We start from the raw sequence: 14078 nt of genomic DNA on the forward strand, positions 1-14078 counted from the left end.
CCTTCGCGCGCTATTCGACCAGGGTGGGATCGCCCCAGCCCAGCGAAGGCAATTGGTTCGACCGGCCGACGGCCATGGCCGCGCCGGCGGCCAGCGGGTGCAGGGTCATCCCCGGACGCCACGCGACGAGCTTCATCCGCAGCACGTTGGTGAGGTCGCACCGGATCCAGGCCGGCTTGCCGAGCCGTGCCTCGAACTGGCCCTGCGGCACGTTGTCGAGGAACACCTGGAAGTAACCCACCTGGTCGGCCTCGTCGGCGTCGTCGAGCACCCCGGCGACCGACTCGAAGCGCCGGTACCGGCGGCTGAGGTTGAACTCGACGACACCGCGCGGGTCGTTGGCGAACAGCTGCGGCCGGTAGACGATGCTGGTGCCGCGGTGCATCCCGTCGATTTCGGCGCCGGTGAACCGGATGTCCGACGTGCTCGCGACCGGCTGGAGCACCGTGGTGAGCAGCTGGGCGCCCGCCGCCGGCCGGCTCGCCTGCCGCGCACCGACCCACTCGCCGATCCGGGGTGGCGCGAACCGGGGCACACCGGTGAACGCGGCCAGCAGGCTCGCGGTCCCTTCGAGGGTGAATTCCGAGATCTCGTACCGGGTGGTGGAATGGGCGTTGAGGAACGAGGGAATCTCGTCGACACTCCGCCCGGGCAGCACCACGGGAAGAATGCGCCGGGTTTCGCGCGGCAGGTCCCGGGTCAGGTTGTCCCTGATCATCGCCGCCTCGAACTGGGAGCCGCGGCCGACGTCGGCAACCTCGTCGCCTTCGGCGCGGCGCTTGTAGGCGGGCGAGGCGATGGCCAGCACGAAGTCGGCCTTGGTGAGGTGCTGGGAGGCCCACAGCGACCAGTCGAGCCGGTGGCCGTCGACCCATTGGTCGAAAAATACCTCGACCCCCAGCTGGGCCTGCAAAAAAGTGGCGAACTGCCGGACGACGTCCTGGTGTTCGGCCGAATCGTGGGCGTAACTGAGGAAAACCCGCGGGTGTTCTGCGATGCTCATCCAGTCTTTTCCTTGGGCTCCCGGTGCCGGTGGCTCCGATTGAACCGCAAGAATTGTGGCGCGGCCGCCCGCCAGGCGGATTGTCCGGCTTCTGTCCAGTCTCCGGCCGCCGGGTCCCCGCCCGGCGGTCCCGGTGGAGGGCGCGACCCCCAACGACGCGCCCGCCACCGGGTCGCCCCGGCATTCCCCCTCTTCGGCCGTGGCCCTAGGGTTCCGGACGCCGTCCTCGTTTCGTCCTCGCGTCGCTTCACCTGCGGGTTCCGGAACCCGGGCGCGGGCGAAGGGCGCGAGGCGAGGGGGAAAGCGCGATGAGGTTCCGGATTCTCGGGACGCTGGAAGTGCGTGCCGGCGAAGACCGGATCACCCTCGCCAGCCCGCGTCAGCAACGCGCACTCGCCGCCCTGCTGCTCAACGCCAACTCCGTCGTCCCGGTCGAGCGGTTGATCGACGCGCTCTGGGAGGACGAGCCGCCCGTGACGGCCGCCAAGCAGGTGCGCAACTCCGTTTCGGCGCTGCGTAGCCGGCTCGGCGAGGCCGGCGCTTCGATCGTCACCGACGGCCCCGGGTACCGGCTGCGGACCGACGCCGGCGACCTCGACTCCCTCCGGTTCCACCGGCACGTCAATGCCGCACGCGCGCTGGCCGGGCAGGCGAAACTCGTCGACGCCGTCGAGGAGATCCGCGCCGCCCTGGCGTTGTGGCGGGGCCCGGCGCTCGACGGGGTGCGGACCGCCACGCTCGCCGGCCGGGCCGCCCTGCTCGACGAACAACGTGCCGAAGCCGTGGAACTCTGCGCCGAATGGCAGCTGCGGCTCGGCGAAACGGGCGAGGTCGTCCGCCGCCTGACCGAGTTCTGCGGTGAGCACCCGATCCGCGAACTGCCCCACCTGCTCCTGATGCGCGCCCTCGCCGAGGAGGGCCGCTACGCCGAGGCGTCGGCGCTGTTCCACGGCCTGCGCCGGCGGCTGGCCGACGAGCTCGGCGTCGACCCGAACGCCGACCTGCGGCGGCTGCACGAGCGGGTCCTCGCCGACGCCGCGGCCGGCGAAGATGCCGCCACGGCCCCGGAACCCGCGCCGGAGCACCGTTTCGGCCGCGCGGTCACCGAGCTGGCCGAAGCCGTCACGTGGCAGTGGCGTGCCGAAGCCGAGCTGCGTTCGCTGCACCGGCCGCAGCCGATCGCGCTGCGCTGGTCGGCCGTCGCGGGTCCGGGAAGGCCGGTGCAGCGGGGCGACCTCGACGACATCGCGGGCGTGTTCACCGCGTTGCCGGTGCCGCAGCTGGTCGTGCTCGGCGAGCCCGGCTCCGGCAAGTCCGTGCTCGCCCTGATGCTGACGCTGGAGCTGCTGCGCGTCCGCGCCCCGGGCGCGCCGGTCCCGGTCCTGCTTTCCCTGGCTTCCTGGGACCCGCGGCGGGAGCACCTCGACCGGTGGCTGGCGGGCCGGCTCGCCGAGAACCACCCGGCGCTGCTCAACGCGCGGGAGTACGGGCGGGACGCACCCACCCGGCTCGTGCTCGGCGGCCACGTCGTCCCGGTGCTCGACGGCCTCGACGAGCTGCCGCCCGACCTGCGCGTGGCCGCCCTCGACGCCCTGGACCAGGCGATGGCGGTGGGCCGGTCGCTGGTCCTGACCAGCCGCCCGGCCGAGTACGAGCAGGTCCGGCGCGAAGCCGGGCCGGTGTTCGGCGGCGCCACCGTGGTGCGGCTCGAACCCGTCGCCCGGCAGGAAGCGCTCACCTACCTGGCGGCGCGGCAGGGCGCCGGCCAGGACCGCTGGCGCCCGGTGGCCGAGCGGCTGGGCCGCGAGCCCGGCGCGCCGCTGGGCCGGGTGCTGCGGACGCCGCTGATGGTCGACCTCGCCCGGATCGCCTACGGCCGTCCCGGCACCGATCCCGCGGAGCTGCTCGACGCCGAAGACGCCGCAGTCCTCGAAGGACGGCTGCTCGACTCCTTCGTCCCCGACGCCTACGCGCAGGTGCCGCAGCCGCCGGGCCGGAACCCGAAGACCAGCCCCTCCGGGGGGTACACCGCGGAGCAGGCGACGCGCTGGCTGGGGTTCCTGGCCCGGCACCTCGAGCGGACGCGCAGCCGCGACCTGGCGTGGTGGCAGCTGTACCGGGCGGTGCCGGTCCGGACCCGGTCGGCGCTGGTCGGCGCCCTGATCGCGGTGTTCTTCGTCGTCACAGGCTGGGTCGACGACGGTCCGGGGCTGGCCGCGATCTACGGTCTCTCCTTCGGCGGCGCCGCCTGCCTGACCCACCGCTTCGGACGCGCGCCGGAGCCGCTGCGCACCGAACTGCGCTTCGCCGGCGCCGCGCGGAAGTTCGCCGGGCGGTTCGCGATCGGCGCCGTCGTGGGTGTCCTGCTCGGGCTGGGCTGGTCGCTGGCCACCGGCCTGGTCGTCCTGCTGGCGCTCGTGTTCGGCCTGGTGTTCGCGGTGCACGTGTGGCTGGCGAAACCGGTCGACGCCGCCCGCGTGGCGAGCCCGGGCACGATCCTGCGCAACGAACGGACCGGCGCGATCGCGTTGTCCGTCTCGTTCCTGGTGTCGCTGGGGCTGTTCGACGGGATGGCGTTCGCGTTCACCGCGCAGACGCGGTTCCTGCCGGTGCTGGGTGGCCGGTACGACCTGGCGCTCGCCGTCGCGGGCGGGCTGGCGGGCGCGCTGTTCGGGTTCTTCATGGCCCGGGGGGTCGCCGCCGTGTGCTACGGCCTCGCGGGCGCGATCGCCGGCGGCCAGGTGTTCCCGCCGGCGGCGGACCCCGTGCTGCCGTTCGTGGCCGGCGTGTGTTTCGGGGGCGGTATCGGCCTGGCGGTCCTGGTGACCCGGGCGTGGGGCAGCTACTTCGTCCACCACGTCTGGCTGGCGGCGACCGGCCGCCTGCCCTGGCGCCTGATGCCCTTCCTCGACGACGCCCACCGCCGCGGCGTCCTCCGGCAGGCCGGCGGCGTCTACCAGTTCCGCCACGCGCGGGTGCAGGAACGGCTGGCCGCGGCCGGGAGCCGTCAGCCGGCGAAGCAGCTCAACAGCGGGAACTCCGCCGCCGAGGGAGCCGACAGCTCGACGAGCCACACGAGCAGGTGACTGAGCACGCCCACGAGGTCCACCGGGCCGCCGCGGGTCGCCAGCTCGACGTGGATGTCGCGGCTCGGCCCATCGTCGTTGAGCGCCGCGAGCACCGCGCGCAACGCCGATCTCGGCCCGCGCGGCAGCCGTTCCACCGGCGCGGGCTCGCCCCGCTCGTTCTCGACGACGACGGTGAACAGCGCGTCGGCCTGCGTGCGCTGGAGCGCGCGGACCGCGCCGGTGCAGCGGCTCACCAGCTCGCCGACGACCGCGGCGGGCAACCGCGCGGGATCCGAGCGGGCCAGGACGCCCAGCGCGTCCGCCACGCCGTCGTAGTCGCCCGCCAAAGCGGCGCCGACCAGGTCGTCGGTGAACCGCCGGACGGAGCTGTCCGGGGGCGGCGACGGATTTCGGTTGCCGGTCATCCGGGCCGCGTACCCGGACCGGCCGCGGACAACCGGAAAGACCGGGGGATGTCTCCGGGTGACCCCGATCAGGGGGCGCGGGAATACGGTTCGGAAATCGCCACCCGGGAGAGGGGAAATCGGCGGACCGAACACCCACGAAAGCGGGAATCGTCGGCGTCCGGTTGCCGCGGTGGAGCCGCGCGGTTTACCTTCTTCCTCCTACCGCGCTGAACCATGATCAGGGGTGAGTTCGATGCGACAGTGGCGGGTGGACTGCGGTGGTTCGGCCGGAATCGGCATTACCGTCCGCCGGATCGCGGAGGGGGCGGCGGTGGTCGCCGTATCCGGGGAAATCGACAGCTCGAACGGTGAATCGCTGTGCGAAGCCCTGCACACGGCACTGTCGGAAACGACGTGGATGATCGCCGACTTCACCGGAGTCACGTTCTGCGGCAGCGCCGGCCTGCGTGCCCTGCTCCTCACGAGCGAAGACTGCGCCGGTCGCGGAGCGGAATTCGTGGTCCTGCCGTCACCGGTGGTCCGGCGCGCGGTCGAGGCGTGCTGCCTCGGGCGGGAGCTGCGCCTGGCCGGGGCGGACGACACGGTGACCACGCTGCTGGCCGGGCGGTCCTGACGGCGGCGGGCTCCCCGAGCCGTCACCAGGTCACGGCGTCGATCCCGACGAGCAGCGGCTGGTCGGACCCGCTCCAGAACTGGATCCCGATGGTCGTCACCTGGTCCACCGCGGGCACCGTCCAGCTGAACGGCGTCCAGCCCGACCCGCTGGGCCACGGCCCGCAGGGAAAGCCCCCGTGCCATCCGCCGTTCCCGGATCCGGGCGCCGCGCACCTGGGCGGATCCGCTGTGCACACCTGGGATCGCCACCGCGGCGAGCAGTCCGATGGCGGGCAGGATCCCGGCTGAAGCGGGGGGTGGACTCGCGGCGGCCGGACGGTGCCGCGTGGACCAAGGCCGGACCAGGTTCGGACCGGTGCCGGTCCGCCGGGTCAGGACCGGCCCGGACGCGGCAGGGAGCGGGGCGGCAGGTGCGGCACCGTGCCGAGCTCCGGCCGCACATACCGCGGCTGCCCGGTCAGCGCGCGCAGCAGGTCTTCGATGCCGGCGTCCGAAAGCTCGGTGACGTGGTACCGGTCGGCGCAGTAGGGCTGGAGGAACAGCGGGATGTCGTCGATCGAGCGGCCGGGCAGCACCACGGGCAGCAGCTTCGCCGTCCACGTGTGCCGGTCCCGGTGCAGCAGGTCGCGGATGGTCGCCGACTCGGCCTGCGCGCCCCGGTTGTCGTTCGTCTGCGCGAAACCGTCGCCGACCCGCCGGTAGGCGGGCGACGCGACGACGAGCACGAAGCCGGCCTGCGAGATCAGGCTCGTCGCCCACGCCTGCCAGTCCTGGCGCCCGGCCCCGGCCCACTGGTCCAGGTCCGTGTCGATCCCGTTGCGCACCAGCAGCTCCGCCAGCCTCCGGACGGTTTCCTTGTGGCCGTCGTCCTCGTGGGCGTAGGAGATGAACACCTTCGGCCCGGCCACCGGCGCCCGGCACACCAGCCGGATCCGCCGCGGCCCGAGCACGACCTCGCCGCCGCGGGTGAGCCCCGCCCGGTCCAGGCAGGCCACCACGTCGGCCAGCCCGGCGGCGCCGGGGTCCGGCGGAACCGTGCCGGGCACGCGGGCGTGCAGCACGGGGTCGCCGGTCGTGAGTTCGGCCCGCTCCACGGAAAACAGCAGGTTCGCGACCGCGTTCAGGACGCCGGCCGGAAGGGCGCCGGCCCCGAGCTGCCGCAGGACCACCGCGGTGACCGACCCGAACACGACGGCGCGGGCCACCGCCGGTGCCAGGTCCCCGTGCCCGGCGCCGCCGCGGTTTCCGTTCCCGGCCGCGCTTCCGGCGTGGAAGTCGAGCAGATCCAGCAGGGTGGCCCGCAGGCCGGCCTCGTCCGCCCCGAGTGCGCCGGCGAGTTCGGCGACGAGCGCGGGGTCGATGGTCACCCGGTCGCCGGCCGCCGAAGCGAGGTGAGCCAGCCAGTCGTCGAGCGTCACGACGGTCATTCAACCGCATCCGGCGCGCCCGGCCGGGGCCGGTCACCGGTGCAGGTGGCGGTTCCAGTCCTCCGGGACCCGCCCGGCCGGGCCCGGCGCGGTCTGGGTGAGCGGGCGGTGCGCGGGCTCGGCGAGCGCCGGGCCGGATTCGAACATCACCTGCTCGTCGTAGTCCCAGAACCACTCCTCGCCGGGCTCGAAGCTGCGCACGAACCGGTGGCCGGTGGCCGCGGCGTGGGCGCTGGCGTGCTGCCCGGGTGACGAGTCGCAGCAGCCGATGTGCCCGCAGCCGGCGCAGCGCCGCAGGTGGAACCACCAGCCCGGCGGGTCCGCGGCGTCGCAGTCCGCGCAGCCCGTGCCGCTGGGCGGCACCGACGGGTCGACTCCCTGCATCCGAACTCCTCTGCTCGTTCCTCGCGCGGCCGACCGAACCCGGGCCACCAGCGAAAGGCTACGGCTCGCCGTCCTCCGGTGCACCGGAGGACGCGGTCACGACGGTGAGGTCCTCAGGCGGCGCCCACAGCGGGGCGGCGCCGGCGCGCTCGGGGTGCAGCCAGTGGTGGCGGGCGGCGGTTTCGTGCGCGATCGCGAGGAACGCCCGGACGGCTTCCGGCTGTTCGCCGTCGCGCCAGGCCAGCGACCAGGGGTAGACCGGTTGCAGTTCCTGCGGACGGCAGGCCGGGATGTCCGAGGCCGCGTACCGGCGGGCGTAGCTGTCGAACTCCAGCAGGTACGCGCGGCCGGGGGCGCGGGTGAGGGCCGCGAGACAGGTGTCGAACGTGCCGGGGTTGCCCAGCCAGTTCAGGGCCAGGCCGGTGTGCCGCTCCAGCGAGCTGAGATACCGGCCGTGCACGTTGTACAACGCCGTGCCGGGGGCGTCCGCGAAGACCTCCAGGGGGCGCTCGTGCACCGACGCCGCCGCCCGGTGCGGGTCACCGGGCCTGCCGACCAGCCAGAACGGCTCCAGCCGCAGCAACGCGTGCTGCCACCCGGCCGGGTGGGCGGCCTGCATCGCGCCGGTGACGCGGATGATCGCCACGTCGAGCTGGTCTTCGAGCAGCGCGGCGAGCTGGCGGCCGCTGTCCATCTGGCTCTGCACGAGCCGGACACCGGGGTGGGCCGCCTGGAACGCGTCGGCGACCACCCGGCTCGTGTCCAGTTCGAAGATGTGCGCCATCCGCAGGTGGTGCGGCGCCGGTTCGCGCAGCATCCGGTCCGCGGTGGCCAGCAGCTGCCGGGCGAGGTGCAGGAACCGGTCGCCGCGCGGGGTCAGGGCGACGTGGCGGCTGTCGCGCACCAGCAGGGGCCCGCCGACGTCGGCTTCGAGCTTGCGGATCTGCTTGGACAGCGTCGGCTGGCTGATGAACAGCTTGGCGGCGGCCCGCCCGAAGTGCAGTTCGTCGGCGACGGTGACGAAGTAGCGCACCAGCCGGAGGTCGAGGTCCATGCGGGCCTTCCGCGCGCAGGGGTGGAGCCGGTCACCGACGATGCCACCACGGCTATCGATGCGCGCGCAACAGGTCTTGGACGCGGCGGCCGGGCCGGGTGTTGGCTTCGGGGGACCGCTCCCACACACTGGAGGAACGATGGCCGAGCCGGGCACCCCCGTGGTGTTTGTCCATGGGCTGTGGCTGCACGCCACCTCGTGGAACCCCTGGATCGAGCACTTCCGGGCGGCCGGGTACGACCCGGTCGCGCCCGGCTGGCCGCACGAGCCCGAGACCGTCGAGCTGGCCCGGGCGAACCCGGACGCCGTCGCGGACACCGGCATCGACGACGCCACCGGCCACTACGCGTCGATCATCGCCGGCCTGGGCCGCCCGCCGGTGATCATCGGCCACTCCTTCGGCGGCCTGATCACCGAGAAGCTGCTGGGGCAGGGGATCGGCCTGGCCGGCGTCGCCATCGACCCCGCCCAGATCAAGGGTGTCCTGCCGCTGCCGCTGGCCCAGCTGCGCGCCGGCCTGCCCGCACTGGGCAACCCGGCGAACCGCCACCGGTCGGTGTCGCTGACGGAGAAGGAGTTCCGGTTCGGCTTCGGCAACGCGCTGACCGACGAGGAGTCGGCGGAGCTGCACCGGCGCTGGACGATCCCGTCCCCGGCCCGCCCGCTGTTCCAGGCCGCGGCCGCGAACTTCGTGCTGCACTCCGAGGCGCAGGTGGACACCCGCCGGGAGGACCGCGGCCCGCTGCTGCTGATCTCCGGGACCGCGGACCACACCGTCCCGGACGTGGTCACGCGCTCGACGTTCAAGCAGTACCGGGATTCCACCGCGGTGACCGAGCTGAAGCAGTTCGAGGGCCGTGGCCACTCGCTGACCATCGACCACGGCTGGCGCGACGTCGCCGACGCCGTGCTCGGCTGGCTGCGCGAGCAGGGGATCCGCTGACGTGGACCTCGGACTGGACGGCGCGGTCGCCGTCGTCACCGGAGCCGGCCGGGGCATCGGCCTGGCCGTCACCGAAGCCCTGATCGCCGAGGGCGCGCACGTCGTGGCCGGCGCGCGCCACCCCGGACCGGACCTCGAAGCCCTGGTGCGGGCGGGGAAGGCCCACGCGCTGGCCGTCGACCTCGGCACCCCCGACGGCCCGGGCCGGCTCGCCGGGCTGGCACTGGCCGAACGGGGGCGGATCGACGTCCTGGTCAACAACGTCGGCGCCGTGTCGCCGCGGCCGAACGGGTTCCTGCTGGTCACCGACGACGAGTGGGCCCGGTCGGTGACCCTGAACCTGCTGAGCGCGGTCCGCGCCACGCGCGCGGTGCTGCCGACGATGGTGACCGCGGGCCGCGGGAGCATCGTCACGATCGCCTCGGTCAACGCGCACCTGCCCGACCCCGGCGTCATCGACTACAGCGCGGCGAAGGCGGCGCTGGTCAACTTCACGAAGTCGGTGTCGAAGGAGTTCGGCCCCCGCGGCATCCGCGCCAACGCGATCAGCCCGGGCCCGGTCGCGACGGACCTGTGGCTCGGCGCCGGCGGGGTGGCGGAAACCCTGGCCGCCGCGACGGGCGCGGACGCGGAGGCCGTCGCCGGCGAGGCCGCCGCCCACGCGGTGACGGGCCGCTTCACCCGGCCGGCGGAGGTGGCGAACCTGGTGGCGTTCCTGGCCAGTGACCGGGTGGCCGGCAACATCACCGGCGCGACGCTCACCATCGACGGCGGCTTCAGCACCGAGACGCACTGAGGTTCTCCCCGGTGTTCGTGCGTCGCGGCGGCGGGCAGCCGGAGTCCGGCCCGTCGCCGGTCACGACGACGTCCAGGTGCTCGCCCGTGCAGACGGCACCCGGCCACCGGCGGGTCCGCTGACCGATCAGGACCAGCGCCCGGCGGCCTCCGTGGCGTCGGCGAAGTGGGCCGCCGCCAGTTCGGGGTCGCCCAGCGCCAGTGCCAGTTCGCCCAGCGTCCGGGCCACCGGGCGCGTGGCGAGGGACAGGCTCGCCGCGCCCGCCGACGTCACCTTCGCGTATGGCTCGAGTGCTTCGTAGAGGGCCCTTGCTTCTTCGCGCTGGTCCAGGGCGACCACCGCGAGCGCGCGGAAGGTGGCGAACAGCGTGAAGAAGCAGTCCCGGCGGAGGGGACGCGCCTGCAGCCGGACCCGGCGTGCCTCCCCGGGCCGGCCGGTGGCGGCCAGGCCGAGGGCGTGCAGGTCGGCCGCGAGCGGGCCGAAGTCGTGGTACAGCCCTTCGGCCGTTTCGGCGAAGGCGGGCATCAGGTTCCGGTCCAGCAGCCCCAGGGCTTCGGCGAGGCGGCGGTACGCGTGGCCGTGGTGGGAGCCCCGGCGGGCCATCCGCCCGGTCACCTCGGTGTAGCGCCGCCGGGCTCCGCCGAAGTCGCCGGCGAGGTGCGCCAGCATCGCTTGGGCCAGTTCGGCCACGTCGGTCAGTTCGGGCAGGCGGTAGGCCCCTGCCAGGTCGAGGGCCTCGGCGAGCAGCCGGTGGACGTCGGCCACCGCACCGGCCGCAGCGGCCGCGCGGGCCCCGACGATCCGGCCGTAGCACCGGTACACCGGCAGGTCGTGCTCCTCGCCCAGCCGGTCCAGCTCGCGGCCGATCTCCGCCTTCTCGCGCCACTCCAGGTCGGCGTCGAGCTCGCGGGACAGCGTCGCCAGCGCGTGGGCGCGCAGCCGGGGCTCGCCGGCCAGGGCGACCGCTTCTTCGGCGGCCGCCCTGGCGTCGGGGTTGCCGTTGTCGGCCCGTTCCACGGCGTAGGCGCCGAGCAGCCGGCAGCGGACGTCCGGGGCCAGGCCGGGCCGCCGCAGCAGCCGGGCCAGGAGGTCGACGACGGGGGTGTCTTCGGTGCCGTACGGGCGGGTCTGCCACGGTGTCGGCTCGGTCCACGCCGTGAAGGCCGCGATCACCAGGTCTTCGCGGCCCGCGGCTTCGGAGAGGTCGATCGCCTGCTGCCGGGTCGCGCGGGCGCCGGGCACCGCGCCGGCCCGGATCTGCGCGCGCAGCAGGTCGCCGAGCAGGGCCACGTGGTCCGCGAGCCGGTCGCCCGGCAGGCGTCCGAAGCTGGTCAGCGCGTCGGACAGGAACGTGACCGCGGTGTCATGCGCGTAGCGGCGTCCGGCCTGTTCGGCCGCCCGGACGCAGTAGTCGACCGCCTTGCCGGCGGTGGCCGCCGCGGCGGCGCGGGTGTAGTGGTGGGCGAGGGCGGCGATGTCGCCGGGGTGGCGCCGCTCCACCGCCACCGCGATCCGGCCGTGCAGGCGCCGCGCCCGCAGGCCGCTGAGGTCGGCGATCAGGGTGTCGCGCACCAGCGCGTGCACGAACCGCACGCGGCCGGGCGCGGGCTCGTCGAGCAGGCCCGCCAGCAGCCCGGCTTCCAGCGCGTCCAGCACGCCGTCCTCGTCGGTGCCGGCCGCTTCGACGAGCACTTCGACGTCGGCTTCCCGCCCGGCGACCGCGGCCAGCCGCAGCACCGACACGGTGGCCGCGGGCAGCCGCGCGAGCCGGCGCCGCAGCACGTCCCGCACCCCGTCCGGCACCTCGGAGACGGCGACCAAGGCGCCCTCGCTGCGCAGCAGCCGCGCGCTTTCCCTGACGTAGAAGGGGTTTCCGCCGGTCCGCCGGGCCAGGGCGGCCATCGTGTGCTCGTCGACCGGGACGTCGCAGAGTGCCTCGACGACCTCGGCGACGGCCCGCTCCGGCAGCCCGGCGAGCGGCAGCCGCAGGGGAGCGCGGGCCGCCAGCGTGGCGAGGGTTTCCCGGAGGCGCCCGGCGTTTTCGTCGCTTTCGCCGTTTTCGCCGGGCCGGAAGGCGGCGACCAGCAGGACGTGGGCACGTTCGAGCCCGGCGCCGGCGGCGGCGAGCAGCGCGAGGGTTTCGGCGTCGGCCCAGTGGAGATCGTCGAGCAGGATCGCGACCGGGCCCGCACCGGCGAGCCAGGAGCACACGGCGCGGTGCCACCGGAACCGGCCGGCGGCGGGGTCGGCGGGAGGCTCGGCAGGATCGGCCGCCAGGAGAGGCGCGAGGGCGGCCGGGGCAGGGACCGTGCGGGCCACTTCGGTGAGAATTTCGGTCCACGGCCAGGCGGCGGGAGCCCCGGCGGTTTCGGGGCACCGGCCGGTCGCGACGAGCCAGCCATCGGCGGTCAGCCGCCGGCTCAGGGCGGCGAGCAGGGCGGACTTGCCGAGCCCGGCTTCGCCGGTCACGAGAGCGATCCCCCCACCGGCGGCGGCGAGGGAGGTGAGGGCGGCGATTTCGGCTTCCCGGCCGAGGAAGAGGCCCGCGCCGGGGGGTGGTGACGGCAGTGCGGAGGTGATCGGGCGGGTGGGACCGGGGGTGGCCGGCTGCGGCTGGCCGGGTGTGTGCGGATGGCTGGGATTGGGCGGGGGGTTGAGGACCGCCGTGCCCCGCCGCAGTGGCTGAGGCCCGGGAGTGTGCGGGTGGCCGAGGCCTGCCGTGCCCGGCCGCAGCGGCATAGGCAGCCCGGGGTCGCGTGGATGGCTGGTGCCGGGGGTGGCCGGCTGCGGCCGGCCGGGATCGTTGGCGAGGCCAAGGCCTGCCATGGCCGGCCGCCGCGGTACCAACGCCCCGGCAGCCTCCGAACGTGGCCCGCCTTCCGCGGTGGCCACCAGCCGCGCCTTTCCCGGCAGGACGTCGCGCTGGGCCAGGATCGCCGTCTCGACTTCGGTCAGCACCGGCCCGGGATCCAAGCCGAGCTCCTCCGCGAACACCTTCCGGGCCCGCCGCAGCGCCTCCAAAGCGTCCCCTTGCCGGCCGCTTCCCCACAACGCCAGCGCCAGCAGCCGCCAGCCCTCCTCCCGCAGGGGCTCCTCGCGCGCCAATGCCTCCGCCTCGGCCGTCACCGCGGTGGCGTCCCCCAGGTCCAAGGCCGCCGCCACGCCGAGCTCGCGGGCGATGTGGCGCGCCTCCGTCAGGGCCGATGCCTCCGCCCGGGCCCACTCCTCGTCCGCGACCTCCGCGAACGCCGGGCCGTGCCACAGCGCCAGCGCTTCCGTCAGCGCCGCCCGCGCTCGCTCGCCGGTCAGGGTGCGCGCGGTGCGCAAGAGCCCCTCGAACCGCCACGCGTCGACCGCCTCCTCCGGCAGGCTCAGCGCGTACCCCGGCGGCGCGCTGACCAGCACCCGCGCCGGCGCGCGCGGGGGACGGCCGGGTTCCAGGAGCTTGCGCAGGTTCGACACGTACGCCTGCAGCGACACCAGTGCCTTGGCCGGTGGCTCGCCGCGCCACAGGTTCTCGATCATCCGGTCGACCGGGACGACGTGGCCGCGGGCGGCCACCAGCATGGCGAGCACCGCGCGCTGCCGCGGGCCGCCGAGCGGGACCGGGACACCGTCCCGCTCGGCCGCGATCGGCCCGAGCACGCGAAGCCACACCATGCCGTGATCATCCCAACCGTTCCAAGTGGATTCCAAGCCGTCCGCGCGAGGCTGCACGACATGACCACGCCGTGCCCGGGAGCCCGCGAACGCACCCCGGCCGCGGTCGACGGTGCCCTGCCCGGCCGGACGGCCACCGCCCCTCGCGCAGCGGCACCTCGCCGCACCCGAAAGGACTCCCTCCGATGACGCTCGTCCTGCCCGGCTTCACCGATTCCCTGGTCGTCCGCGCGGCCGACGCCGAAGTCATCGGCCGGGCCCCCACGACCGTGCGGCTGCTGGCCGACGCCGGGTCGACCGGCGGTGCGCTGTCCACCCAGCGCGTCACCCTCACCGACGGCGCCGACGGCGCGAAACCCCACCACCACGCGAATTCCGCCGAGCTGTTCTACCTGCTCGACGGGACCGCCCAGCTGCTGTCGGGCGACCAGGTGGTGACCGCGGAACGCGGCGACCTCGTGGTCGTGCCCCCGGGACTGGCCCACGCCTTCGCCGCGGCCCCGGGCCACGACGCCGACATCCTCATCGTCATCACCCCGGGCGTCGAACGCTTCGAGTACTTCCGCCACCTGGAACGCATCGCCTACGGCCAGCAGCCCCCGCAGTCCCTTTCGGACGTCCAAGAGCTCTACGACACCTACTTCCGCACCAGCCCGGCCTGGGACCGGCGCGGCACCACCGAAACCCCGTGAAGGCACCG

General features: G+C 74.6%; 11 protein-coding genes. 5 read left to right on the forward strand and 6 right to left on the reverse strand.

The features are described 5' to 3' along the window. Positions 1 to 10: 10 nt before the first annotated feature. Positions 11 to 1003 (reverse strand): SEFIR domain-containing protein, encoded by a 993-nt coding sequence (locus AB0J55_RS03210; RefSeq protein WP_364242028.1) that lies wholly within the window; start codon positions 1001 to 1003, stop codon positions 11 to 13. 308 nt (positions 1004 to 1311) lie between these two features. Here AB0J55_RS03210 and AB0J55_RS03215 point away from each other — a divergent pair, with 308 nt between their 5' ends. Beyond that, positions 1312 to 4089 carry a BTAD domain-containing putative transcriptional regulator gene (locus AB0J55_RS03215; protein ID WP_364242031.1) on the forward strand — a complete coding sequence of 926 codons (2778 nt, stop codon included), beginning with the start codon at positions 1312 to 1314 and terminating at the stop codon, positions 4087 to 4089. On the opposite strand, the gene AB0J55_RS03220 is transcribed toward AB0J55_RS03215, so the two are convergent. After that, on the reverse strand, positions 4011 to 4496 hold the full coding sequence (locus AB0J55_RS03220; protein ID WP_364242034.1) for a hypothetical protein: 486 nt from the start codon (positions 4494 to 4496) through the stop codon (positions 4011 to 4013). The genes AB0J55_RS03215 and AB0J55_RS03220 overlap by 79 nt on opposite strands. Before the next feature lie 235 nt (positions 4497 to 4731). Between AB0J55_RS03220 and AB0J55_RS03225 the strand changes: the two genes are divergently transcribed. Further along, positions 4732 to 5112 (forward strand): STAS domain-containing protein, encoded by a 381-nt coding sequence (locus tag AB0J55_RS03225; protein WP_364243392.1) that lies wholly within the window; start codon positions 4732 to 4734, stop codon positions 5110 to 5112. A gap of 373 nt (positions 5113 to 5485) precedes the next feature. On the opposite strand, the gene AB0J55_RS03230 is transcribed toward AB0J55_RS03225, so the two are convergent. The 3 genes from AB0J55_RS03230 to AB0J55_RS03240 are packed head-to-tail and all read right to left on the reverse strand — an operon-like array spanning position 5486 to position 7979. Further along, complete coding sequence (locus tag AB0J55_RS03230) at positions 5486 to 6541, reverse strand: toll/interleukin-1 receptor domain-containing protein (RefSeq protein ID WP_364242037.1); 1056 nt, start codon at positions 6539 to 6541, stop codon at positions 5486 to 5488. 33 nt (positions 6542 to 6574) lie between these two features. Then, positions 6575 to 6925, reverse strand: a complete 351-nt coding sequence (locus AB0J55_RS03235) for a UBP-type zinc finger domain-containing protein (protein WP_364242040.1) — start codon at positions 6923 to 6925, stop codon at positions 6575 to 6577. Positions 6926 to 6983: 58 nt separating this feature from the next. Next, positions 6984 to 7979: a LysR family transcriptional regulator gene (locus tag AB0J55_RS03240; protein WP_364242043.1), complete on the reverse strand. Its 996-nt coding sequence runs from the start codon at positions 7977 to 7979 to the stop codon at positions 6984 to 6986. 139 nt (positions 7980 to 8118) lie between these two features. Between AB0J55_RS03240 and AB0J55_RS03245 the strand changes: the two genes are divergently transcribed. Together AB0J55_RS03245 and AB0J55_RS03250 are read left to right on the forward strand one after the other, a co-directional pair. Then, positions 8119 to 8922, forward strand: coding sequence for an alpha/beta fold hydrolase (locus AB0J55_RS03245; RefSeq protein WP_364242046.1), 804 nt, complete (start codon positions 8119 to 8121; stop codon positions 8920 to 8922). A 1-nt stretch (position 8923) separates the two neighbouring features. Then, positions 8924 to 9718: an SDR family oxidoreductase gene (locus tag AB0J55_RS03250; protein WP_364242049.1), complete on the forward strand. Its 795-nt coding sequence runs from the start codon at positions 8924 to 8926 to the stop codon at positions 9716 to 9718. Between the two features lie 126 nt (positions 9719 to 9844). Here AB0J55_RS03250 and AB0J55_RS03255 read toward each other — a convergent pair whose 3' ends face one another. After that, positions 9845 to 13378, reverse strand: a complete 3534-nt coding sequence (locus AB0J55_RS03255; protein ID WP_364242051.1) for a BTAD domain-containing putative transcriptional regulator — start codon at positions 13376 to 13378, stop codon at positions 9845 to 9847. A 185-nt stretch (positions 13379 to 13563) separates the two neighbouring features. Here AB0J55_RS03255 and AB0J55_RS03260 point away from each other — a divergent pair, with 185 nt between their 5' ends. Beyond that, a complete protein-coding gene (locus AB0J55_RS03260) occupies positions 13564 to 14070 on the forward strand; it encodes a cupin domain-containing protein (RefSeq protein WP_364242054.1) in 507 nt (168 codons plus the stop codon). The last annotated feature ends 8 nt before the right edge of the window (positions 14071 to 14078 follow it).

It is taken from the genome of Amycolatopsis sp. NPDC049688, from assembly GCF_040674975.1.
Classification (GTDB): domain Bacteria; phylum Actinomycetota; class Actinomycetes; order Mycobacteriales; family Pseudonocardiaceae; genus Amycolatopsis.